Origin of the sequence: Vibrio sp. Isolate24, assembly GCF_022398215.1 — a bacterium.
GTDB lineage: Bacteria > Pseudomonadota > Gammaproteobacteria > Enterobacterales > Vibrionaceae > Vibrio > Vibrio coralliilyticus_A.
Map to the genome: position 1 here is coordinate 805,133 of NZ_JAKEUU010000003.1, position 24,223 is coordinate 829,355.

18 protein-coding genes and 1 other annotated feature are annotated in these 24,223 nt (G+C 45.9%); of the genes, 7 read left to right on the forward strand and 11 right to left on the reverse strand.

Features of this window, described 5'->3' with window-relative positions; translation table 11 throughout:
- Positions 1–66: 66 nt before the first annotated feature.
- Both hrpA and L1D23_RS16435 read left to right on the forward strand, forming a co-directional pair.
- Positions 67–3,996: an ATP-dependent RNA helicase HrpA gene (hrpA, locus tag L1D23_RS16430; protein ID WP_239868389.1), complete on the forward strand. Its 3,930-nt coding sequence runs from the start codon at positions 67–69 to the stop codon at positions 3,994–3,996.
- Between the two features lie 102 nt (positions 3,997–4,098).
- Entirely contained in the window at positions 4,099–4,593 is a 495-nt protein-coding gene (locus tag L1D23_RS16435; protein WP_239868392.1) for an outer membrane beta-barrel protein, read from the forward strand.
- A 64-nt stretch (positions 4,594–4,657) separates the two neighbouring features.
- Here the strand turns inward: L1D23_RS16435 and L1D23_RS16440 are convergent, their stop codons facing one another.
- The 8 genes from L1D23_RS16440 to L1D23_RS16475 all read right to left on the reverse strand — a co-directional run bounded on the left by L1D23_RS16440 (position 4,658) and on the right by L1D23_RS16475 (position 13,284).
- Positions 4,658–5,917, reverse strand: a complete 1,260-nt coding sequence (locus L1D23_RS16440; RefSeq protein WP_239868395.1) for a dicarboxylate/amino acid:cation symporter — start codon at positions 5,915–5,917, stop codon at positions 4,658–4,660.
- A gap of 337 nt (positions 5,918–6,254) precedes the next feature.
- Positions 6,255–7,061 (reverse strand): tryptophan synthase subunit alpha, encoded by an 807-nt coding sequence (gene trpA / locus L1D23_RS16445; RefSeq protein ID WP_239868398.1) that lies wholly within the window; start codon positions 7,059–7,061, stop codon positions 6,255–6,257.
- Positions 7,061–8,251 (reverse strand): tryptophan synthase subunit beta, encoded by a 1,191-nt coding sequence (trpB, locus tag L1D23_RS16450; RefSeq protein WP_006958942.1) that lies wholly within the window; start codon positions 8,249–8,251, stop codon positions 7,061–7,063. The genes trpA and trpB overlap by 1 nt, the downstream gene beginning before the upstream one ends.
- Before the next feature lie 90 nt (positions 8,252–8,341).
- Entirely contained in the window at positions 8,342–9,769 is a 1,428-nt protein-coding gene (gene trpCF / locus L1D23_RS16455) for a bifunctional indole-3-glycerol-phosphate synthase TrpC/phosphoribosylanthranilate isomerase TrpF (RefSeq protein ID WP_239868401.1), read from the reverse strand.
- Positions 9,770–9,792: 23 nt separating this feature from the next.
- The gene (gene trpD, locus L1D23_RS16460; RefSeq protein ID WP_239868404.1) at positions 9,793–10,791 is read right to left on the reverse strand and encodes an anthranilate phosphoribosyltransferase; all 999 of its coding nucleotides are present in this window, start codon (positions 10,789–10,791) and stop codon (positions 9,793–9,795) included.
- A gap of 10 nt (positions 10,792–10,801) precedes the next feature.
- A complete protein-coding gene (locus L1D23_RS16465) occupies positions 10,802–11,410 on the reverse strand; it encodes an aminodeoxychorismate/anthranilate synthase component II (protein WP_239868407.1) in 609 nt (202 codons plus the stop codon).
- A gap of 2 nt (positions 11,411–11,412) precedes the next feature.
- Positions 11,413–12,978 carry an anthranilate synthase component 1 gene (locus L1D23_RS16470; RefSeq protein ID WP_239868410.1) on the reverse strand — a complete coding sequence of 522 codons (1,566 nt, stop codon included), beginning with the start codon at positions 12,976–12,978 and terminating at the stop codon, positions 11,413–11,415.
- A 131-nt stretch (positions 12,979–13,109) separates the two neighbouring features.
- Positions 13,110–13,212, reverse strand: a sequence feature (Trp leader region).
- Complete coding sequence (locus L1D23_RS16475; RefSeq protein WP_239836618.1) at positions 13,159–13,284, reverse strand: Trp operon leader peptide; 126 nt, start codon at positions 13,282–13,284, stop codon at positions 13,159–13,161. (Overlaps the previous feature by 54 nt.)
- Before the next feature lie 82 nt (positions 13,285–13,366).
- Between L1D23_RS16475 and L1D23_RS16480 the strand changes: the two genes are divergently transcribed.
- From L1D23_RS16480 to rluB, 5 genes are all read left to right on the forward strand, one after another.
- The gene (locus L1D23_RS16480) at positions 13,367–14,224 is read left to right on the forward strand and encodes a PHP domain-containing protein (protein ID WP_239868413.1); all 858 of its coding nucleotides are present in this window, start codon (positions 13,367–13,369) and stop codon (positions 14,222–14,224) included.
- A gap of 84 nt (positions 14,225–14,308) precedes the next feature.
- The gene (locus tag L1D23_RS16485; protein ID WP_239868416.1) at positions 14,309–14,929 is read left to right on the forward strand and encodes an L-threonylcarbamoyladenylate synthase; all 621 of its coding nucleotides are present in this window, start codon (positions 14,309–14,311) and stop codon (positions 14,927–14,929) included.
- 119 nt (positions 14,930–15,048) lie between these two features.
- Positions 15,049–15,699, forward strand: coding sequence for a hypothetical protein (locus L1D23_RS16490; RefSeq protein WP_239868419.1), 651 nt, complete (start codon positions 15,049–15,051; stop codon positions 15,697–15,699).
- Positions 15,696–18,059: an EAL domain-containing protein gene (locus L1D23_RS16495; protein ID WP_239868422.1), complete on the forward strand. Its 2,364-nt coding sequence runs from the start codon at positions 15,696–15,698 to the stop codon at positions 18,057–18,059. Before L1D23_RS16490 ends, L1D23_RS16495 begins: the two co-directional genes overlap by 4 nt.
- Before the next feature lie 189 nt (positions 18,060–18,248).
- Positions 18,249–19,187, forward strand: coding sequence for a 23S rRNA pseudouridine(2605) synthase RluB (gene rluB, locus L1D23_RS16500; RefSeq protein WP_239836613.1), 939 nt, complete (start codon positions 18,249–18,251; stop codon positions 19,185–19,187).
- Between the two features lie 190 nt (positions 19,188–19,377).
- Here rluB and cydC read toward each other — a convergent pair whose 3' ends face one another.
- The 3 genes from cydC to trxB all read right to left on the reverse strand — a co-directional run bounded on the left by cydC (position 19,378) and on the right by trxB (position 23,953).
- Positions 19,378–21,099 carry a cysteine/glutathione ABC transporter ATP-binding protein/permease CydC gene (cydC, locus tag L1D23_RS16505; protein WP_239868425.1) on the reverse strand — a complete coding sequence of 574 codons (1,722 nt, stop codon included), beginning with the start codon at positions 21,097–21,099 and terminating at the stop codon, positions 19,378–19,380.
- Positions 21,092–22,879: a cysteine/glutathione ABC transporter permease/ATP-binding protein CydD gene (cydD, locus tag L1D23_RS16510; RefSeq protein ID WP_239868428.1), complete on the reverse strand. Its 1,788-nt coding sequence runs from the start codon at positions 22,877–22,879 to the stop codon at positions 21,092–21,094. The genes cydC and cydD overlap by 8 nt, the downstream gene beginning before the upstream one ends.
- A gap of 111 nt (positions 22,880–22,990) precedes the next feature.
- The gene (gene trxB / locus L1D23_RS16515) at positions 22,991–23,953 is read right to left on the reverse strand and encodes a thioredoxin-disulfide reductase (protein WP_239868432.1); all 963 of its coding nucleotides are present in this window, start codon (positions 23,951–23,953) and stop codon (positions 22,991–22,993) included.
- Between the last annotated feature and the right edge of the window lie 270 nt (positions 23,954–24,223).

Below are 24,223 nucleotides of genomic sequence, written 5' to 3' on the forward strand. Positions count from 1 at the left end.
CATTTGTCACGGTGACTGTGGTACAATTTGTCGCAGTTTTATGTAGTGAAAAGAATAGGTAACGCTTTGACTTCGTCACAGCCAGAAAAAAATACCGCCTCTGAAGAGAAAGTGCAGGCCAACACGGCTACTTCTCTGCGTAAGGCATTGAATCAGTGCATGCTCAAAGATAGGTTTCGTCTGAGTAAGCGCATTTCAGGCGCCAGTAAAATAAAGAAAGAAGCGTCTCGTCATGCCGTTTTCGATGAAATAGCCTTAGATATTGCTAAATCCATGATGGATGTCGAGCAAAGAGCCAGTTACAAACCCACCATCGAATACCCGGAAATTCTGCCAGTAAGTCAGAAAAAAGATGATATTGCAAAGGCGATTGAAGAAAACCAAGTGGTTATTGTCGCCGGTGAAACGGGTTCAGGGAAAACCACTCAGCTCCCCAAAATTTGTGCTGAGCTTGGGCGTGGCCAATATGGTTTGATTGGCCATACACAGCCAAGACGCCTTGCTGCGCGTTCGGTAGCGAATCGTATCGCGGAAGAGATGGAAACCAAATTGGGTGAGTTTGTCGGTTATAAAGTCCGATTCAACGATCAAATTTCAGACAATACCCAAATTAAACTGATGACTGACGGGATTTTGCTGGCTGAAATCCAGCATGACCGTTTCTTGAACCAGTACGACACCATTATTATCGATGAAGCGCACGAACGCAGTCTTAATATCGACTTTATCCTTGGGTACCTGAAAGAACTGCTGCCACGCCGTCCTGATCTTAAAGTGATCATCACTTCGGCAACGATTGACCCTGAGCGATTTTCTAAGCATTTTAATGATGCACCCATTATTGAGGTGTCTGGCCGTACTTACCCAGTCGAAACGCGTTACCGACCATTACGTGGTGATGATGATGTCGAACGTGACCAGCTAGAAGGTATTTTTGATGCGGTCGATGAGCTTTGCGATGAAGGTTTAGGGGATATTCTTATCTTCATGAACGGTGAACGAGAAATTCGTGACACTGCTGATGCATTGGCAAAGCGTAACCTGAAGAGCACAGAGATTGTCCCATTGTACGCGCGTCTTTCAGCCGGTGAACAGAACAAGATTTTTCAGCCACATGCTGGACGTCGCATCGTCTTAGCAACGAACGTCGCTGAAACCTCTCTGACAGTACCAGGGATCAAGTATGTTATCGATCCGGGTACGGCGCGTATCAGCCGCTACAGTTATCGTACTAAAGTACAGCGCCTGCCGATTGAGCCTGTATCTCAAGCGAGTGCCAACCAACGTAAAGGTCGTTGTGGTCGTGTTGAGGAGGGCATTTGTATCCGTTTGTACTCTGAGGAAGATTTTGAGTCTCGTCCAGAGTTTACCGATCCTGAAATTCTTCGTACTAACCTAGCATCGGTTATCCTTCAGATGACGGCGCTGGGGTTGGGTGACATTCAAGCTTTCCCGTTTGTTGAAGCGCCTGATAAACGCAATGTTCAAGACGGTGTGCGATTATTAGAAGAGCTCGGTGCCATCAATGAAAATGCAAAAGACCCTAAAAAGCGTCTGACTTCAATTGGTCGCCAGTTAGCTCGTTTGCCAATCGATCCACGTTTGGCCCGTATGGTTTTGGAAGCGCCAAAGTATGGGGCACTGAAAGAAGTCATGGTTATCGCTTCTGCACTTTCGATTCAGGATCCGAGAGAGAGACCAAGCGATAAACAGCAATCGTCAGACGATAAGCACAGACGTTTCTTTCACGAAGAGTCTGATTTCCTGACGTTGGTTAATTTGTGGGATTACATTCAGAAGCAGCAAAAAACGCTGTCTGGAAACCAATTCCGCAAGCAGTGCAAGCAGGACTATCTAAACTATCTCCGAGTCCGAGAGTGGCAAGACGTCTATTTCCAGATACACCAGTCTATGCGTGAGATGGACTTCAAACTCAATGATGAACCAGCGAGCTACCAAGCAACTCACAGTGCGATACTGGTCGGTTTACTTTCTCACATTGGTATGAAAGATCAGGAGAAGAATGAGTACCAAGGGGCACGGAATGCGCGCTTCCATATCTTCCCTGCGTCTGGGTTGTTTAAGAAACAGCCAAAGTGGATTGTGTCTGCTGAGCTAGTGGAAACATCAAAGTTGTGGGGGCGTATTATCGCCAAGATCCAACCGGAGTGGATTGAACCGCTGGCAAAGCACCTGATTAAACGCAGTTACAGCGAGCCACATTGGTCGAAAAAGCGTGCTGCTGTCATGGCTCATGAAAAAGTGATGCTTTATGGCGTGCCAATCGTGCCTAAACGCCTAGTGAATTATGGCCCTATCGATGCAACTGTGAGCCGTGAGATCTTTATTCGCAGTGCTTTGGTAGAAGGTGAATGGGAAACCAAACACGCTTTCTTTAAGCAAAATCGTAAGTTGCTTCAAGAAGTGGAAGAGCTGGAACACAAGTCCCGTCGCCGCGACATTCTGGTTGATGATGATGAGCTGTTTGATTTTTATGACCAACGAGTGGGGACGGAAGTTGTTTCAGGGCGTCATTTTGATACTTGGTGGAAGAACGCGTCTAAAGAAAACAGTGAGCTGCTGAACTTTGAAAAAGAAATGCTTTTCAAAGGTGACGCTAGCCATGTTACGGATTTGGATTACCCTAACTTCTGGCATCAGAATGGCCTTAAACTCAAGTTGAGCTACCAATTTGAACCGGGAGAAGATAACGACGGTGTCACGGTGCACCTACCTCTGCCTATTTTAAACCAAGTAGAACAAGCAGGTTTTGACTGGCAAATTCCTGGGCTGCGCCATGAATTGGTCGTTAGCCTGATCAAATCACTGCCAAAGACGATTCGTAAAAACTTCGTACCTGCCCCCAACTACGCCGATGCATTTTTAGCTCGTGCCACGCCAATGGAAGCCCCTTTACTTGATGCTTTAGAAAAAGAGCTTCGCCGTATGACTGGCGTGGAAGTGTTACGCGAAGATTGGAATATGGAGCAAGTACCTGATCACTTGAAGGTTACCTTCCGCGCAGTGGACCATAGAAACCGTAAACTCAAAGAAAATCGCGATCTGCATGAGCTAAAAGAGAGCCTAAAAGACAAAGTCCAGGAAACACTCTCTAAAGTCGCCGATGACGATATTGAGCAACAAGGGCTTCATACTTGGAGTTTTGGTGAGTTGCCAAAAGTTTATCAGCAAAAGCGCGGCGGCTATGACGTCAAAGCTTATCCAGCGATTGTTGATAGCAAAGACAGTGTTGAAATCAAACTCTACGAGACGGAGCAAGAACAGGCCTCTGCGATGCGGGCTGGCCAACGTCGATTGATATTGCTGAACGTACCATCTCCGATCAAATATCTGCACAGTAACTTGCCAAATAAGTCTAAACTCGGTCTATATTTTAACCCTTATGGGAAAGTCCTTGACCTGATTGATGACTGTATTGCTTGTGGTGTGGATAAACTGATCGAAGAAAAAGGCGGAATAGTTTGGCAACCGGAGGAATTTGAGCAGCTTAAAGAGCATGTTCGAGCCGAACTCGGTGATACTGTGGTGGAGATTGCGAAACAAGTAGAGACAATTCTGACAACCGCATTCAGTATTAATAAGAAGTTAAAGGGCAAGATAGACTTCTCGATGGCTTTTGCTTTATCTGATATTAAGGCGCAAATTGAGGGGCTTATCTTTAAAGGGTTTGCGACAGAATGTGGTTGGAGACGCCTTCCAGATATTTTGCGTTACATGAAAGCGATTGAGCGTCGTATGGAGAAGTTGCCAATCGATCCTAATAAGGACCGTTTGCATATGCTGAGGATTGAGGCCGTTACTAACGACTACAAAGAATTGCTCAACAAAATTCCTAAAGGAATGGCTGTACCAGATAACGTCAAAGAAGTGCGTTGGATGCTTGAAGAACTGCGCGTTAGCTATTTTGCTCAGCAGCTGGGCACGCCATATCCGGTATCGGACAAACGCGTAAAGAACGCGATTGACCAATGCTAGGTATATAAATTGCATTAAACTTAAATATAACAATATTTTGACTTATACTGGCAGAGGATTGCCGTGGCAGCCTCTGCAAAGGGAAAAGAAAGAAGGTTAAATATGAAAAAGACACTACTCGCACTAGCTTTATTAGGTGCATCAGCAACAGCATCAGCGGACTCATGGATCTACGGTAGTGCAAGTGTAGGTCAAGCAGACTTAGGTGGTGAATCTACAACCTCATACAACGTTCATGTTGGTACCGGTATTTTGCCATTCATCGGCCTTGAAGCGGGTTACCAAGACTTGGGCGATTATGATCGTGTTGATTACTCTGGTATAAAAACGAACCTAACTGGTTCTTCAATTTACTTTGCTGCGAAACCAAGCCTTGATTTTGGCCCACTGCATGTATACGCGAAAGGCGGCCTGCATTCATACGATCTTAAAGCTGATGGTGGCTTCAAAGAAGATGAGATCGACGTAATGTACGGTGTGGGTGCGGAATACTTCGTCATGGGGCCTCTTTCTTTAGGGGCAAGCTACAGCGTATTCAATATGAAAGAAGACGATGTGAAGAACTTCTCGCTAAACGCGACATTCCACTTCTTGTAATAGACATATCACGAAAAAGCCCGGCTAGTTACTAGCCGGGCTTTTTGTTACCTGAAATCAGCGCTTAAGCTTGCTGTTTTTGGAGCTCAGCTTCTTTCGCTTCTTCTTCAATCAGTGAGTCAACAATCACAGCACAAGCGGCGTCACCTGTGATGTTCAATGCAGTACGGATCATATCGAAGATACGATCAAGAGCGAACAGTAGAGGTAGGCCTTCGATAGGGATACCTGCTGCCAGAAGAACGGCAACAACTAGGAACGAAGGACCAGGTACTCCAGCTTGACCTACTGCACCAAGTGTCGAGGTAATAATGATGGCAATGTACGCGCCCATACCAAGATCGATGTTGAACAGTTGCGCGAAGAAGATTGCGACTAAACCGTAGTAAATCGCGTTACCTGACATATTGATTGTTGCGCCCAGAGGGAGAACGAAAGACGCTGTCGAGTTTCTTACACCCAGCTCATGCTCACAGGTATCCATCGTGACAGGCAGAGTCGCCATTGATGAAGCGGTAGATAAGGCCACGGCTTGAGGTTTCTTCATTGCTGTCAGGAATTTCTTCGCAGAGGTCTTAGTGAAGATGTGCACCATAAGAGGGTAGGCCACGAAACCAAAGATAAGAATTGCAGCGATGTAGACAACAAACAGTTTGAATACCACCATTAAGGCGCCAAAGCCGAAAGTGCCGACCGCTTCTGCCATTAGGCCAAATACACCCAGTGGCGCAATGATCATAACCTTGTTGATCATCCAAACCATGGCATCAACAATGCAGTTTACGCCGTTAATGATTGGGTCACGGCGTTCTTTCGCTTGCTTAGAAATAGCGATCCCGAAAAACATGCAGAAAACTAGGATCTGTAGGATGTTGGCTTCATTCAGTGACTGGAAAACGTTAGTTGGGATCATACCAGTAATGGTTGCCCAGAAAGAAGGTAGGTCACCTTTAGAAGCGTATTCAGATGAGAACATGCCCTCAACGCCAGAGACATCGATACCCATACCTGGTTTGAAGACTTCACCCATAAATAGAGCAAGTGCAACAGCGAGTGCAGATGTTAGACCGAAGTAACCTAAAGTTACTAAACCAACTTTACCCGCTGACTGACTATTACCTAAGCCCGCTGCGCCCGAAATTAGCGCGACAGCGACCAATGGAATAACCAGCATTTTGATTAGGTTAATAAAAATCGCACCTAGTGGAGCGAAGACCGTAGCGCTGTCTCCCATGAAGGCACCCGCGGCAGTACCCACAATCATGGCGATCACAACTTGAACGCCGATGTTGTTTAGTAAACTCTTTTCTTTTAACACTTCCATAACCTCTGTGCTAACAAATTTTAAAATTCCAGAATTAATATCTAAATCAAATTTATAATTTAGACAGTAATTTCGCTTCGCTTTTTACACTTTATTTTTACATTTAGCAATAAGCGCCCAAGTTAATTGGGTCGATTAAAATCATTTTCCTTGATGGGTGATAACTTTTTGACCGATAGCAAACGTTTGCCATTCGATTGGGGGATGAGTTGTTATCTAAATATTGGTTTTTTTAATTCAAATGAAGGCGTGGATAAAAAGAATAGATGTTAAAAAAAAGATCGGTGTCTTAAGTTATTAAAAAACCGATCTCATATAGGTTTAGATGGCTAGCACTTTACTTTTGTGTTGCTGCCTTCATCGGTGAAACAAAACTAGCCAGCTGATTTAACATTTCTTGCGGAGACTCAACGTGTGATTCGATGATTTTGACGATAGCAGAGCCTGAAATTGCCCCTGCGGCACCAGACTCAATCGCTTGTTTAACCTGATCGGGCTGAGATATACCAAAACCGAGAAGCGATGGCGGTGCGTCGTATTTATTGAGTTTTTCTAACAAGTCTCCAACTGGCATGTTGGCCTTTGTTTCTGCACCGGTTACACCAGCACGAGAGAGTAGGTATGTATAGCCACCACCTAGTTCAGCAACTGATTTTAGTGTCTCTTCTGATGCCGTTGGCGGTGCGATAAAGATAGGTTCAATACCGTGCTTCTTAGCCGCCTCAACAAACTCTTGGCTTTCATTGGTTGGTACGTCAGCAATCAACACAGAATCGATACCTACATTCGCACAACGCTGGTAAAAACTATCAATCCCGCGCGCATAAACTAGGTTTGCGTACATCAGAAGGCCGATTGGGAGTTCTGGGTATTTGGCGCGGATTTTTCCAATCAAATCAAAGCAGATATCTGGGGTTGCTCCCGAATCCAGTGCGCGAATGTTCGCTCCTTGAATAGTAGGGCCATCCGCAAGTGGATCCGAAAACGGAATACCCAGTTCAAGTGCATCGGCACCCGCTTCAACCAGTGTCTCCATAATTTTCAGGGACTGCTCCGGGTTTGGATCGCACACGGTTACGAAAGGAACAAATGCACCTTGGTTTTTCTCGTTCAGGCGCTCAAACATAGACTCATAACGGCTCATTAGATAACTCCTTTTTCTTCTAGAATGGCGTGAACAGTGAAGATGTCTTTGTCACCACGACCTGATAGGTTTACGACGAGAAGTTGTTCTTTGTCTGGGTTCTCACGAGCCATACGTAGTGCATGAGCTAGTGCGTGAGATGACTCTAGTGCAGGGATAATACCTTCACTGCGGGCAAGTTCTTGGAATGCTTCCAAAGCCTCATCATCGGTTACGTTGTCGTATTCCGCGCGGCCAATTGCATTTAAGTGAGCGTGTTGAGGTCCAACTGAAGGGAAATCAAGGCCCGCAGAAACAGAGTAAGATTCTTCAACTTGCCCGTTTACGTCTTGCATCAGTGGCGCTTTCATACCAAAGAAGATGCCGGTTTTACCGTGCTTAAGAGGGGCGCCATGCTGGTCGGTATCGATACCTTTACCTGCAGGTTCAACACCGATCAGGCGAACCGTTTCCTCTTCAATAAAGTCAGCAAACATACCGATTGCATTTGAGCCACCACCCACACAAGCGATGACTGCATCAGGAAGGCGCCCTTCACGAGCCAGAATCTGGTTTTTTGTTTCTTCGCCAATCATTCGTTGGAAATCACGCACTATGGTTGGGAATGGATGAGGGCCAGCAGCGGTACCCAGCAAATAGTGAGCTTCTTCGTAGCTTGCTGACCAGTCGCGCAGTGCTTCGTTACATGCATCTTTCAGAGTTGCAGAACCCGAGTGAACAGGAATGACTTCCGCGCCCATAAGTTTCATACGGAACACATTCGGGCTTTGACGTTCTACGTCTTTTGCTCCCATGTACACGCGACATTTCAGACCGAGCAATGCACAAGCGAGTGCAGTTGCTACGCCGTGCTGACCTGCGCCAGTCTCAGCAATGATTTCATTTTTGCCCATACGCTTAGCCAACAGTGCCTGACCTAGCACTTGGTTAGTCTTGTGTGCACCGCCGTGCAATAAATCTTCGCGCTTGAGGTACAGTTTGGTTTTTGTACCTTTGGTCAGATTGCGAGTCAGTGTTAGCGCCGTTGGGCGACCTGCGTATTCTTGCAGCAGGGTCATAAACTCGCTGCGAAACTCTGGGTCTTCTTGCGCATCGATAAACGCTTGTTCTAGCTGTTCCAGTGCAGGAACGAGAATTTGCGGTACATACTGACCACCGTATTCGCCGAAGTAGGCATCAAGTTTTGCCATGGTTTTATTCCTTCAATTCAGTTTGGCATTGCTCTCTAGCACACCAAAAAATTTCTTTAATTATGAGTAATTGATCTTTAATAAATCTATTTAGTAGCTGCGAATCGCATCAAATGCCTGTTGCAGCTTCTCTGCATCTTTCTTGCCGGGTGAAACTTCAACGCCTGAGTTTAAATCCAGACCTAGACAGCCTTGTTGGGCCGCTTTTTGCGCGTTGAAAGGAGATATGCCACCTGCCAGCATGACTTTTGATGTGTCACTGAGTAATGACCAGTCGAAGACCAAGCCAGTGCCACCTGTTTGCGAGCCTACTTTTGTATCGAGTAAGTGGCGGCTGACTGGAGTGTCTAGCAGTTCTGGTAAGCAGTCTGTTACACCGTAGGCTTTCCAGATTTCAACTTGTTCACCCAACTGAGTATGGAGTGTATCGACATAGTCCTGATCTTCATCTCCATGCAGTTGTATTGCACTTAGACCAAGCTCTTGCGCAATACTAATCACGGTGTCGACATCGTGGTTCTGGAATACGCCCACATATTTCAAAGGAGCACCAGACATGGTTAGGCGAGCGGTTTCTAAATCCACGCAACGCTTCGACTTAGAGACAAAAATCAGTCCGCCAAATACTGCTCCTGCTTGGTAAGCTTTCGCAGCATCATCTGGGTGTGTCAGACCACAAACTTTATTTTCACCTAGTGTGACTTTTCGTACTGCCAGCTCTAAGTTGTCTTCTGCCATCAATGAGCTACCGATTAGGAAACCATCAGCAAAATCTGCAAGATCTCTAACTTGCTGGTGTGTGTAGATGCCTGACTCCGAAATGATGGTCGCCTCTGGTGCCAGCTCACGTATTGTTGGTGCCAGCTCTTTGGTGCGGTTCAAATCTGTTGTTAGGTCACGTAAGTTGCGGTTATTAATACCAATAACTTTAGCGCCAAGTTTTACTGCGCGGTGTAACTCTTCCTCATTACTGACTTCGGTTAGAATGCCCATGTTGAGTGAGTGAGCTACTTCTTCCAGTGCTTTATACTCGGCGTCATCAAGTACCGATAGCATCAGCAGAATTGCGTCAGCAGAATAATGGCGAGCTAGATAAACCTGATAAGTATCCACCATAAAGTCTTTACACAGAATCGGTTGAGATGTTTGCTTTCTCACTTGTGGCAGGAAATCGAAGTTTCCTTGAAAGTACTTTTCATCGGTGAGTACTGAAATCGCATCAGCGTGATTATTGTACACGGACGCAATGTAATCGAGATCAAAGTCGTCACGAATCAGTCCCTTGGACGGAGACGCCTTCTTACATTCTGTGATGAAGGCAGTTTTTTTACTGCTTACAGCGTCATAGAAGCTACGATCAGACGGAGTTAGCGCGTCTTTAAACTGCTCCAAAGGTTGAGAGGCTTTACGTTCTTCCACCCAGATGTACTTATCACGAACGATTTTTGCCAATACTTCTGCCATTTGCGCTTCTTTTAGGGACACATGCTCTGAAAGTTTATCTTGCGTCTGAGTCATCTTTTGTTCCTTCCTTAAGGTACTTAGGCGTGAGCTGCTAGCTGATTAACCAGCTCAAACGCTTTACCAGAGTTCATAGTCTCAATAGCTTGCTGAGTGTTGGCCTTGAGATCTTCATGACCAAATAAACGCATCAGAAGCGCAACGTTAACCGCTACCGCACCCAGCTGCGCATCAGTGCCTTTACCAGTGAGGATATTGGTAATAATGGCTTTGTTCTCTTCAGGATCACCGCCTTTAATTGCTTCAAGCGGATGCGCTGTTAGGCCAAAGTCTTCTGGAGTCAAAGTGTATTCAGTAATTTGCCCATCTTTGATTTCTGCAACAGTGGTGCTGCCATGGATAGCGACTTCGTCTAAACCACTGCCATGAACGACTGCAGCGCGCTTCATGCCCATCTTAAGCATGGTTTCAGCGATAGGACGGACTAACTCTTCGCTGTAAACGCCCATAAGCTCGATGTTTGGACGAGCAGGGTTAATCAGCGGGCCTAAGATGTTAAAAATTGTGCGGGTTTTCATGGTCTGACGAACAGGCATAGCGTGGCGAACACCACTGTGGTATTGCGGCGCAAACAAAAAAGCCACTCCTAGGCTATCAACAGCAGAGCGTGTATCCTCTGCGCTCATGGCGAGGTTGATACCAAATGAATCAAGCAGATCAGAAGAGCCTGATTTACTTGATACACTGCGGTTGCCGTGTTTGGCTACTTTCAAACCACAGGCAGCGGCAACAAAGGCGGCTGTAGTTGAAATGTTGATGGTGTTATGCCCGTCGCCACCAGTGCCAACGATGTCTGCGAAATCATAATCTGGACGTGGGAATGGGTTTGCGTTAGCAAGTAAGGCCTTAGCCGCTCCAGCGATTTCATCCGGTGTTTCCCCTTTGATCTTCAGGGCAGTTAGCGCAGAAGCCATCAGGATAGGGTCGAGTTCACCACGAATAATAACATCAAAGAGTTGCTGGCTTTCATCTTGAGTCAGTGACTGCTGCTCATAAAGTTTATTAATGATCGTTTCCATTTTCTCTTCCTTATTGCTGCTGTGCTGACGTTTGTTCTGAATGACCAAGAGCCCATTCGATGGCGTTCGCCAATAGGGTTGCACCGTAGGTAGTCATAATCGATTCTGGATGGAACTGGAATCCGCAAATCTTATCTTGTTCTTGTACTACCGACATCACCAGCCCGTCAACTTCGGCGGTCACGGTAAGAGAAGGTGGTACTTCTGTCGCCACCAATGAATGGTAACGCGCAATGGCAAGTGGTGAAGGTAAGTCTGAATAGGTGGCATGGTGCTGATGCTCCATCATCGACACTTTGCCGTGAACGATTTTCCCTGCACCGGCTACGGTGCCTCCATAAGCTTCAACAATAGCCTGATGACCTAGGCAGATGCCAATCATCGGCACTTTACCTTTGAGACGTTGAATGACTTCTGGCATTGACCCAGCTTCAGAAGGAGCCCCTGGGCCGGGAGACAATAACACTACCGGATTGTCTAGCTCGTTGACCGCACTTTCAATCGTTTCCGCGGCAATGTGGTTACGGTAGATTTTGACGTAGTGTCCGAGTGAGCGAAACTGATCCACTAAGTTATAAGTAAACGAGTCAAAGTTATCGATAAATACAATGTTAGCCATCTCTACGACTCCTTATGTGCTGACTGAATTGCAGAGATAACGGCTTGCGCCTTACCACGAGTTTCATCTGCTTCGGCTTGTGGTTCTGAATCAAATACCACCCCAGCACCTGCCTGAACTTGTGCAATACCATCTTCCACGTAAGCAGAGCGAATGACGATGCAGGTATCGAGTGTTCCTTCACCTGTTAGGTAACCTACCGCTCCACCATAGCTACCACGGCGAGCGCCTTCGACATCGCGAATCAGTTGCATCGCACGGATTTTAGGTGCCCCGGTAAGCGTCCCCATATTCATACAGGCTTGGTAGGCGTGAAGAGCATCGAGATCTTCGCGAAGTTGACCAACCACACGAGACACCAGATGCATAACATGGCTGTAGCGGTCGACTTTAAGTAAATCGGCCACATGACGAGAGCCAGCCTGAGAAATACGAGCAACGTCGTTACGCGCGAGATCGACTAGCATCATGTGTTCGGCGTTTTCTTTCATGTCGGTACGTAGCTCAAGCTCAATACGGCTGTCGAGGTCAAAATCTATAGCACCATCAGGACGCTTGCCACGACGACGTGTACCAGCAATAGGGTAGATCTCGACCTGATTAGTCTCAGTCTCATATTTCAGAGCACTTTCTGGTGAAGCTCCGAATAGTGTGAAGAGTTCATCTTGCATATAGAACATATAAGGGCTTGGGTTACTTTGCTTGAGCTCTTTATATGCTGCAAGAGGTGAGGGGCAAGGCAGAGTAAAGCGACGTGACGGAACAACCTGAAAGATATCGCCTTTAACCACATATTGTTTTAGATCGCGAACGATCTGACAGAAATCGGCATCACTCACACTTGGTTGAGGGGTGATGTTGGGCAGTTTCGTTGCCAGTGGTAAATGTTTAAGGTTGGAGCATTGAGATTGAATGCTTTCGATACGAGCTTCTAACGTTGCTTTTTCTTCTTCGTTTGCAAATAAAGTAGCTTGTAGGTCACAGGACTCGCGTTGGTGGTCAACAATGAGCAGTGTTTCAGCGACATAGAACACATAATCTGGACATTTATTAGTGGCTTCGGCATCACCTAAAGGTTCAAAATTAGCCACCATATCGTAAGCAAATAAGCCACCAAGGAAAAGCGCATGCTTTTGCTGTTCACTGAGGTCAAAGCTGTGTTGAACTAGGCGCAGGGCGTCAAAGGATGAAGCTTCGCGTAAGCGAGAATCTTCATCTAATGTGTCGCAAGGTGCTTCGAGCTTAAGTATCAGCGTCGTGCCATCAAAAGAATGAGTCACATTGTTGTGAATGTTGTGAGTCAAATGAGAAAGCAGGTGTTTGCCGTTATTCGTCAGTGCTTGCATGGTAACGATGTGACCGTTGCAAACGATGCGAACGGCAGAATCTACGATCAGCAAGCTTTTGAGGTTTTGCTTAGAGTCAATTTCCGCAGACTCTAATAATAGGCTGTCAGTTTTATTCTCACACAAGGAATGAAACAGACGAGTTGGGTCCTGTGCGTAAGGTGCAGACGCTTGAATGACTTCAAGATTTCCTAGCTTTTTGATTTCAATGGCCTTGTTCACAAGACCTCCTTTTCATTTGTATTCTTTCTTACTTCCTGTCGTACATAGTCGCACAAAGAAAACATTCACCCAATGTGGATTTTGCAGTAATTGATGAATGTTTGATCAGTTGAGTGCTTTGTATCCGACAAAACAAAAAGCCCGCTTTAGTAGCGGGCTTGGTAACATTAATCTATTCAATTAAAAGTACACGTTAGCCCACCAAGAACTTGTCCAAGTGCGCCACCAAGCAAGGTTTGCAGAACTGTCACGTAGAGTGTCAGATGCAAGATTCGCTTTTTGGTTTTGGTTAAATTCTTGTAACATAGTGAGCCTTTATTCAGGTACTTCGTATTTGTGTACTAGTTAACTAGTGCAGAGGTAAAAAGTCAACTAAAAAAACACATTTATGAGAATTGATTTACACAGCCACACAACCGCCTCTGACGGACGATTACCTGCCAACGAATTGATAGACAGAGCTCTCGGTTTCAACATTGATGTCCTCGCGATCACTGATCATGATACGGTCGATGGTTTAGAGCAAGCGCATCAGTACGTAGAAGCAAACCAGCTGCCAATTAAGATCATTAACGGTATCGAAATCTCAACGGTATGGCAGAACAAGGATATCCATATCGTTGGGTTGAATTTAGATCCGCAATCTGAGCAACTTGGCAAGCTCATCGAGCAGCAGAAAAAGCATCGAGAAGGTCGAGCTGAAATGATGGCGCATCGTTTGGCTAAGGCAACCAGAGAGGGCGTACTGGAAGAGGTTCAAGCTATTGCGGGGGATGCGCCCATCACCCGTGCTCATTTTGCTAAATGGTTGGTTGATAACGGTTACGCGAAAACCATGCAGCAGGTATTTAAAAAATATCTAACTCGCAATAACCCTGGTTATGTGCCGCCCAGTTGGTGTTCAATGGAAGAAGCGGTATCGGCTATTCATAGTGCAGGTGGGCAGGCCGTTCTAGCTCATCCGGGACGTTACAACTTAACCGCTAAGTGGATAAAACGACTGATTACAGCATTTGTTGAAGCGGGTGGTGATGCGATGGAGGTGGCTCAACCACAACAAGGTCAACAAGAAAGACGCAACTTGGCTAATTATGCTATACAATACAAACTATTAGCGTCTCAAGGCAGCGATTTCCATTATCCATCTCCTTGGATGGAGTTGGGCAGAAATCTATGGCTACCTGCAGGTGTTGAACCTGTATGGAAAGATTGGGGTATTGAGCCTTCGCAAGCTGATGGTCAATAATTGGACTGATTAGTTTATAAGATTGCTATTAAATCAATACGTTAAGATATATAGAGTCGAGAGACTCGATGATGAGGAATGACAATGAGCCAGTTTTTTTACGTTCACCCAGAAAACCCGCAGGCTCGCTTGATTAATCAGGCTGTAGCAATCATTCGTAATGGTGGTGTGGTTATTTACCCAACAGATTCAGGTTACGCACTGGGTTGCCAATTAGAAAATAAACAAGCATTAGAACGAATCTGTAAGATTCGCCGATTGGATGAGAAGCACAACTTCACGCTACTTTGTCGTGATTTGTCCGAATTGTCTTTGTATGCCCGTGTCGACAATACGGCATTTCGTTTACTAAAGAACAACACGCCTGGGCCGTACACTTTCATTTTCAAAGGCACCAAAGAAGTTCCTCGTCGCTTAATGAACTCGAAGCGTAAAACGATTGGTATCCGCGTCCCCGATAACCGCATCGCACTCGATCTTCTCGAAGCGCTCGGTGAGCCACTGATGTCGACGTCTCTTATTCTTCCGGGTAACGACATTACAGAGTCTGATCCAGAAGAGATTCGCGACCAACTGGAGCATGCTGTCGATTGTATTCTCAACGGTGGCTACCTTGGTGAGCAACCAACAACAGTGGTTGACTTCAGTGATGATGAACCTGTTATTGCTCGTTTAGGCTCTGGAGATCCTGCGCCTTTCAAGTAACAGCCAATTTTGCTGGCTCCCAAAGAGCATAAGACATTGATGCTTATGCTCTCTTTACCCGCAAAACTTCCCACTGACTGCTATGCTGATTGTTAAGTCTCACTAATCAGATATGCAATATGCGTCACTTGATCTTTGTTCTCTCCTTTTTCAGCCTTGTCTGCTTCGCTGCTCCGGTTGAAATTCGTGTTGTCCAAAATAATGGTAAACCTGTTAAAGATGCAGTGGTCTATGTCACGGCGTCCAATTTACCGAAGCAATCTTCCTCAGTAAAAGAAACTTTAGTGACTGAGATCTCGCAAGATAAGCGTGCATTTAAGCCTTATATTTCAGTAGTTAAAGTAAACCAGCCAGTGTTGTTTACCAATAAAGACAACATTTCTCACCATATATACTCAATTACTGGTCCACTGGATTTTTCTTTCGTTATTCGTTCCTCGGAAGCAGGGGTAGAGAAGTCCTTCCCCAGTGAAGGAGTCATAGCGATGGGGTGTAATATTCATGATTGGATGAGCGGCTATATCAAGGTTGTGGACACGCCGTATTTTACCATCACAGGTAAATCTGGAGTGGTAAGAATGACCTTACCGGATGAATTGGAAAATGTAAAAGTTATTGCATGGCACCCTCAGATGAATGAGGAACTGTATGCCCAGCTTAGTCAAGAGAAAGAGTTGACCTTGTCGCTGACGAAAAAGATGTCACCAATACCCAAACAGAAAAATACTCAGACGATTGATTTTTACAGATCTTACGGGTCATACAAATGAGTCAATTCAAAAGTATTCAGACACAAATTCTGCTTTCATTCCTGGCGGTATTAGTCACTGTACAGTGTGTTCTGTTTTACTCCATCGTTCAATCGAATGAAAAAGAGAGAGCTGAACGAGCCCAAATACACCTAAGTACAGCAAAGGTGGTGTTTGAAAATCAGTTTGAACAACGTACGCGGAATCTGAGCGCATTTGCACAAACTGTGGCAAAAGACTTTGGCCTTAAACAGGCGCTGAGAGAGGATGAACGCAGCTTTTTGGTGGCGTTAAACAATCACCGTCAACGGATATCCGCTGATTTGGCGATCGGTCTTACTGCCGATGGTAATTTTATTGGCAAATTGGTTTATGACAGAAGCAGTAATCGGACACTTGCCGATACGGAAAACAATATGCTGACGATGGCTGAAACTGCTGCCCCAGATGAAGACCGCCCCATCCTTTATGATTATCAGGGCGCTGTGTTCCAATTAGTTTTGGTTCCAGTACAAAGTGGTGCAGAAACCGTTGCATGGATAGGTTTTGGCTTCGCTATCGATCAGATATTGGCCCAAAGGTTAGCACTGTTAACCGGTATGAATGTTGATATCGGCTATCAGGAAAGTGGTCAATGGTCACTGCTTGCTAGTAGTATTGAAGGTAAAGAGAGTGGTGTTTCTTCTAAGCCCCAGCAAACGGATGCCAATACTATAGCGACTGAGGTAGCGATTGGCTTTAAAGAAGAAAAAGACCTGATCGCTGCACTTTACCTCTCCAGATCGGATCTATTCGCCACACTTCAAAGCCGTTGGTTCCAAGTTGTGCTGATCGTATTGGGTACGTTTGGCTGTTCGGTTCTTGCTGCGTATTTCTTGTCAAAAAGCCTTGCGAAACCTTTGCAGGAGCTAGTGAAAAAGGCACAACAAATCGCTAAGGGTCAGGCAAGTAACGAGTTGGTGGTTAAACGCAAAGATGAGTTAGGTGTATTGGCTCATGAGTTCAATTTAATGAATCAGGCGGTTAATGATCGTGAAGCAGAGCTTAATTTCCGTGCTTATCACTCTGATTTGACACAAATGCCGAATAAGAAAAAGTTATTTGAAGATATTGCCCATTTGATTCAGAACCAATGCGATGGCTTTATGCTAATTCGATTTCGAGTCCTGGAGTTTGAAGAACTTAATTACAGCCTAGGTCTGGATACGGGGGAAGAATTGCAGGTGGCGGCTGCGAGTCGTTTGTTGACTTTGGATGAACAAGCTCAGTTTTACCAGCTTGACTCATCTGAATTTGCTTTATTAACGACCTGTAGCAAGCTTCAAAGTGATGAACAAAGTGTCGATGTAGTTTTGCAGTGTTTATCGGGAGTGTTTACTTTGCGACGTATTTCAGTGACGGTGCACACTGTTTCTGGTTATTGTCGTTATCCCAAACATGGTGAAACGGCGCGACAACTGCTTCATAATGCAGGGATTGCTTTACAACAGGCAATGAAAATAAAGCAACCCAGCTTAGAGTTTGCTTCTAGCATGGCGGAGAGTGCAATTAATCGAGTGCGTCTAATCCATGAATTGACAGAAGCGATTCGGAATGAGCAGTTGGTTCTTCACTTTCAACCCAAATTAAATCTACACACATCACGAATCGATAAAGTCGAAGCGCTTGTGCGCTGGGTACATCCAGAGCTGGGCATGATTCCTCCTGATGAGTTTATTGAAATTGCAGAAACAACAGGGCAAATCGATGCTCTAACGGACTGGGTGATAGGTAATGCATTGCGGCAGCTTCAAACTTGGAGAGAGGCGGGGTATGAGCTTGGCGTCGCGATCAATGTTTCAGCGGTTAACCTTAAACAGAAAGACTTTGATGTTAAAGTCGCTCGTTTCCTCTCTCAGTTTGGTTGCAGTGAAGCTGAGGTTACGATAGAGATCACCGAAAGCGCTCTTGCAGAGGATCCTGAATACGCATTATCGCTACTGAGCCGAATGTCCCGACGAGGTCTGTCAATTTCGATTGATGACTACGGAACAGGTTACTCATCGTTATCTCAGCTCAAACATTTACCTGCTACAGAACTCAAAATTGATAAATCCTTCATCCTAAATGTCGCTGACGACCAGCAAGATCAGACGATTGCACAATCGACAATCAAACTGGCTAAAAGGTTTGGGTTGAAAACGGTCGCGGAAGGTGTGGAGGATCAGGCCTCTCTGGATTGGTTAATAAACAATGGCTGTGATTATGCGCAGGGCTATTTTATTAGTCGGCCGAAGCCTGCAGAACAGTTAACACCTTGGCTAGAGGTGTTAGAAGATCAGCGTTGGGGGGATATTGAACCAAAAGCTAAGGCGATAGGCTCTGTTCATTCTCGTCAATAAAGAGCTAGGTTAATAAGGTGTATAAAGGTTATAAAATCTTACGATTACTCTTATTATTGGCTATTGTTATTGCTGTCAAAATCGAAAATAAAGCATGCGTTTTTTCCAAGGATTTGCGATAATATGCGGCCGCGAATTTAGGTCGCAAAATAGAATCGACGTCTGAGAAGACGACACAAAGGTAGATGAATGAACGAAAAATTACAGAAAGTATTAGCGCGAGCAGGCCATGGCTCACGACGCGAGCTAGAAGCCTTAATTAAAGCGGGTCGTGTAAGTGTAAATGGTGTTGTGGCTAAGCTTGGTGAACGACTAGAAGACGAGAATGCTGTAGTACGTATTGACGGTCACACTGTTTCTGCGAAGGCGCAGGAAGAAGTTGTGTGCCGTGTGCTAGCTTACTACAAGCCGGAAGGTGAGCTGTGTACTCGTCATGATCCTGAAGGTCGTCGTACTGTATTTGACCGTCTACCAAAAATCCGTGGTTCGCGTTGGATCTCTGTTGGTCGCCTAGATGCGAATACGTCAGGCTTGCTGTTATTTACTACTGATGGTGAGCTTGCTAACCGTCTCATGCATCCAAGTCGTCAGGTAGAGCGTGAGTACCTAGTGCGTGTATTTGGTGAAGTGGATGAGAAGAAAGTCCGTAACCTCGTCAGTGGTGTTGAGCTGGAAGATGGTTTAGCGCGCTTTGAAGATGTTGTTTACGCAGGTGGTGATGGTATGAACCACACTTTCTACGTTGTGATCAACGAAGGCCGTAATCGCGAAGTGCGTCGTTTGTGGGAATCTCAGGACTGTACGGTTAGCCGCCTGAAGCGTGTTCGTTACGGTGATATCTTCCTTGATAAGAAACTGCCTCGTGGCGGATGGATGGAGCTTGACCTCAAAGAGGTGAACTACTTGCGTGAATTGGTAGAGCTGCGTCCTGAAAAAGAGACCATGCTTGACGAAAACAAAGCCAATACGTCACGTAAGCGTGAGCGTTCTCGTAGCCAGAAAATTCGTCGCGCAGTTAAGCGTCATGAAGAACGAATGAACAACGGTGGTGGACGTAGTAACAATCCAGCTCGCCGTAAACCGCGCAAAGGTGCGGGTGAGCAAGGTGCTCGTAATAAGCAGCGTTAGCGCTAATCAATCTATTTCAAAAAGCAGCCATACGGCTGCTTTTTTGTACCTCCAATCAGATAAATAGCGTACCTTTAAGCGCAATCACTGCGCTACCAGAAATCTTGACCCGCCCATTTCCCTCTCGTTTGATATCAAGATAATTATCGCTATTCAGCGTAAAAAGGGCGATGTCTATCGCCCTTGTGGATCATAGTGTTTGATTAAGTGCGAAATATCGCCCTTGCTTTTCAAGCAGCGCTTGATGGCTACCATGCTCGACAATCTGGCCTTGCTCAATTAGGCAAATGGCATCCATTCTGTGGAGATCCACTAAGCGGTGAGTAATGAAAACAACCGTTTTGTTTTCAAAGTGCTGCTCGAACAGTTTCATGATCTGTCGTTCTGTCTGCTTATCCAAACCTTCGGTAGGCTCGTCAAGTAATAGGATAGGGCCATTGTGTAGTAAAGCACGCGCAATACCGATACGGCGCTTTTCCCCACCGGACAGTTGGCGACCACCGTCACCTAACCATGTATCTAAACCTTGCTCATCCAATAACTTGTTTAGGCCGACTTTAGATAACGTTTCAGCTAACTGTTCATCGTTAGCATCTGGAGAAGCCATCAATAAATTATCACGCAAAGTACCGTTTAATATATCAACTCGCTGGCTGACCACGCTGATGGCTTGGCGTAGCTGGCTTTCACTCCAATGACGAATGGATTGGCCCGCAATTTTAATGTCGCCTTGCTGGGTGTCCCAGTAGCGGTTCAGTAGCTGCATTAATGTCGATTTACCAGAACCGGTTTGGCCTACCACTGCGATGCGGTGCTTGGCAGGGATTTGCAGGCTAATGTCTTGCAGTGTATTTGAGTCGCCATCAGGATAACGGAAAGTGACATTCTCATACTCAATTGAATAGGTGTCGTCGTGCTCTGTATTTTGCTCTGGGAACTGAACATCAGGCTCGGACAAGATGATGTCGTTTAATCGCCGTGCTGAAGTCAGTGTTTGACCCAAATGTTGAAAAGCGCCAGCAATTGGCATGAGAAGCTCGACACTGGCCATTGTAGCGAATACCACTAAGGCAACCATAGGATCAGGCATATTACCGCCCACTCCATCTGCCGCAAGCCATAGCATCAGAACAATTGTCCAACCGTTAGCCAGCATCAGCAATGCTTGTGCTAAACCTGCAAAGTGAGCATTAAAATACTGATTCTTCAGTAAGCGTTCTTGCACATTTAAAATCGCATTACGGTAACGTTCTTCCGCTCCAAACAGAGTGAGCTCGCTATAGCCTTGTAACCAATCCAATGTTGCGATACGCAGGTCGGATTTGTTCTGTGTCAGCTCTGCGCCATTGGTTTTACCTAATTTGTAGAACAGCACCGGCCAGATGAGCAGTAAAGCCATAAGAATGGCGCCAAGCGTTAAGCCGAGCTCCATGTCAAACCAGCAAATCAGAGCAGTTAAACCTAGGATGCCAAGTGTGCCGACGACCATAGGGCTGACAAGGCGAAGATAGACGTGGTCCATCGCGTCGATGTCGGCAACTAGGCGGTTGAGTAAGTCTGCATCACGCAGGTTTGATACTCGACCCGGAATTAATGGTGCGAGTTTGGAGAAGAAGAAAATACGCAGATCGGTCAGTAGCTTGAAGGTAGCGTTATGGCTAACAACGCGCTCACCCCATCGACCAGCGGTGCGTCCCATGGCAAAGCCGCGGACAAAAGCCCCTGGCAGCATGTAGTTGAAGGTTTCTCGGGCGATAGTTAACCCGGCCACTGCGGCTGCAGATAAGAACCAACCGGACAAAGTCAGTAAGCCAATAGAAGCAAATAGAGTCAGGAAGGCCAACAGCATTCCCAGAGATAGGCCGAACCAGTGCTTTTTATACAGTTTTAGATAGGGAACTAAATCATGCATCGAGATTCCCCTTATTGGCTTGGTTTAAAGTATTATTCGCCTGAAGCATATTTTGGAATAACCCCTCTTGGCTAGAGAGTTCGTTGTAGTGACCACTTTGAATAATCGCACCGTTTTCCATGACCAGAATCTGTGCAACGTTCTGTAAAGGGCTGAGCTGGTGGGTGACCATCAGCGTTGTTTTACCTTCGATCTGACCAGCTAAACCCTGCATGACTAAGCGCTCACTACGAGCATCCAAGCTAGCGGTTGGCTCATCCAGAAGCCAGAATTTTCCGTCCTGTACCATCGCTCTTGCGAGTGCTAATCGTTGAGCTTGCCCAACGGAAAGGCCGCCAGAGCGGTCGGATACGGCGTAATCGAGGCCGTGTTGCTCAACGAATTCTGCGGAGAAAGACTCTTGTAATGCAGTTTGAATAGCGTCATCCGATACGTTGTCCTTGCCCAACGTGATGTTGTCACGGATAGAGCCATGCAATAGCAACGGGTTTTGGCCAACCCAACTGATTTTTTCTCGCCAGTTTTCGAGATTCAGCTCTGTTCTCTCGATGCCATTGATGATGAGTGATCCCTGATATGGGAGAAATCCGAGTATCGCATTGATTAAGCTGGTTTTGCCGGCGCCACTTGGGCCAACTAAAGCTGTCGTTTGAGCCGTCGAGAGTTCAAAACTCACAGGACCAAGCAATTTAATGCCTTCTGGTGAGAACACCTCAAAATCTTTTGCTTGGATGGAAATAGCGTCATTCGCGCTGAGCGTTTTGTCACCTGAACGAACGGCACTGACATCAGTATCAAGGAACTCAACAATGCTTTCAGCAGCTCCAACCGCTTGTTGCTTAGCGTGATAGAAAGTACCTAAATCACGCAGTGGTTGATAAAACTCAGGAGCCAGCACCAGAATAAACAGGCCGGCCATCAAGGTTACCCCCGCACCATAGTCGCCAAAGTTAAGTTCACCGATAAAGGCGAAACCGAAGTAAACGGCGGTCAGTGCAATGGAAATAGAGGTAAAAAATTCCAGAACGGCGGAAGACAGAAATGCAATTTTCAAGACGTCCATTGTGCGAGTTCGGAATACTTCAGAAGCCCCACGCATGACTTCCGTTTCTGCTTTGGTTCGGTCAAAAAGACGGATCGTTGTCATCGACTGTAAGCGGTCATAAAAGTGACCAGATAAACGCTGTAATGCTTTGAAGTTCTTGCGGTTGGCGTCGGCGGCTTTCATACCGACTAGGGCCATAAACATTGGCACTAATGGAGCAGTGAGCAGGAAGATAAGACCGGCTGCCCAGTTCACTGGGAAGACGACAATAAGTATCACGAAGGGAACAAGCACAGAGAGAGACATTTGAGGCAGATAACGCGCAAAGAAATCATGCATATCTTCTACTTGTTCAAGCAACAATGTTGCCCACGAACCAGCAGGTTTACCTTTGATATAAGCTGGGCCTAACTCTCTTAGCTTGTTGAGAATAAGCTGGCGTATATAAACACGAATTTGCGCGCCGCAGCGATAACCTGCGATCTCTCGGCCCCATGAACACAGCGCTCGAACACCAATGACGGCGGCTAAACCAATGAAATAAGGCACAAGTTGATATTTGTCGACCTGTTCTATGATCAATTGATGCAGAATGGTGGCGAGCAAGGCTGCTTGAGCTAACAAAAATACGCTTGAAAGTACGCCGAGGCCAACAGCAATCATCAGCCAGCGTTTTGCTAACTTACTTTGCTGCTTGAGCCATTTATTCAAGCTGCGCTGTTTCTTTTTGTCCATCGTGAAGGCTTAATGATAATTATTATGCGAGTTGAGGTTCGCGATTATACAAAAGAAAGCCTCGTGGGAATACCACGAGGCTTTAAGGATTTGAGTCAAAAATGAAAAATATTATTTACGGTCTGCTAGAGCATCCAGAAAACGTTCAGCATCAAGGGCTGCCATACAACCGGTTCCGGCGGAAGTGATTGCTTGGCGATAGTTGTGATCCATGACATCACCCGCAGCAAAGACGCCTGGGACGCTGGTTTGTGTCGCATTACCTTCAAGGCCAGATTGGACAAGAATATAGCCATCTTTCATCTCTAACTGACCTTCAAAAATGCCTGTATTGGGTTGATGGCCAATTGCGATGAAAGCACCCATCACTTCCAATTCTTCGATAGAGTCTGACTTGGTGTCTTTAATGCGAACGCCCGTCACACCCATGTCGTCGCCTGTGATTTCTTCCAAAGTGCGATCCGTATGGAGAATGATGTTGCCGCTTTCGACTTTGTCCATTAAGCGTTTAACCAAAATCTTTTCAGCACGGAAGCTGTCACGACGGTGAATCAGATGTACTTCTGAAGCAATGTTAGAGAGGTAAAGCGCTTCTTCAACAGCCGTGTTGCCGCCGCCAACCACCGCGACTTTTTGATTACGGTAGAAGAAACCATCACAGGTTGCACATGCTGATACGCCACGCCCTTTGAACGCTTCCTCGGATTCAAGGCCAAGGTACTTCGCTGAGGCACCAGTCGAGATAATCAAAGCATCACATGTATATTCACCACTGTCGCCTTTCAGACGAAAAGGGCGCTGGCTGAAGTCGACTTGGTTGATATGATCAAAAACGATCTCGGTTTCAAAACGCTCGGCATGTTCTTTCATACGTTCCATGAGAGCTGGCCCAGTCAAGCCTTCAGGATCACCCGGCCAGTTTTCAACTTCGGTTGTTGTCGTTAATTGACCACCTTGTTGCATACCAGTCACCAATACTGGGTTTAGATTTGCGCGCGCAGCGTATACTGCAGCAGTGTAGCCCGCAGGACCAGAACCAAGGATAAGTAACTTACTGTGTTTTACGTCGCTCATTTGTGCTCCATTAGCGGTGACGCTTATCAATTTCATTCGATTGTATGGAATAGTTTGGGGTATTGAAAGCGTTAGCAAGTCGTCGAAATGTAATAAATGGTTATAGATTAGAACGCAAACGATGACGCTTGCAACGACAAAAGAGCACCTTAACTAATTGAGCTGAAAGATTTATATTGCTGTTAACAGATAAGTCATCTGAATTTTTGACTCGTCAAACCCTTAAAATGGTTCATTTAACTGTAATTAATTTTATTTTTGGTGTTACAC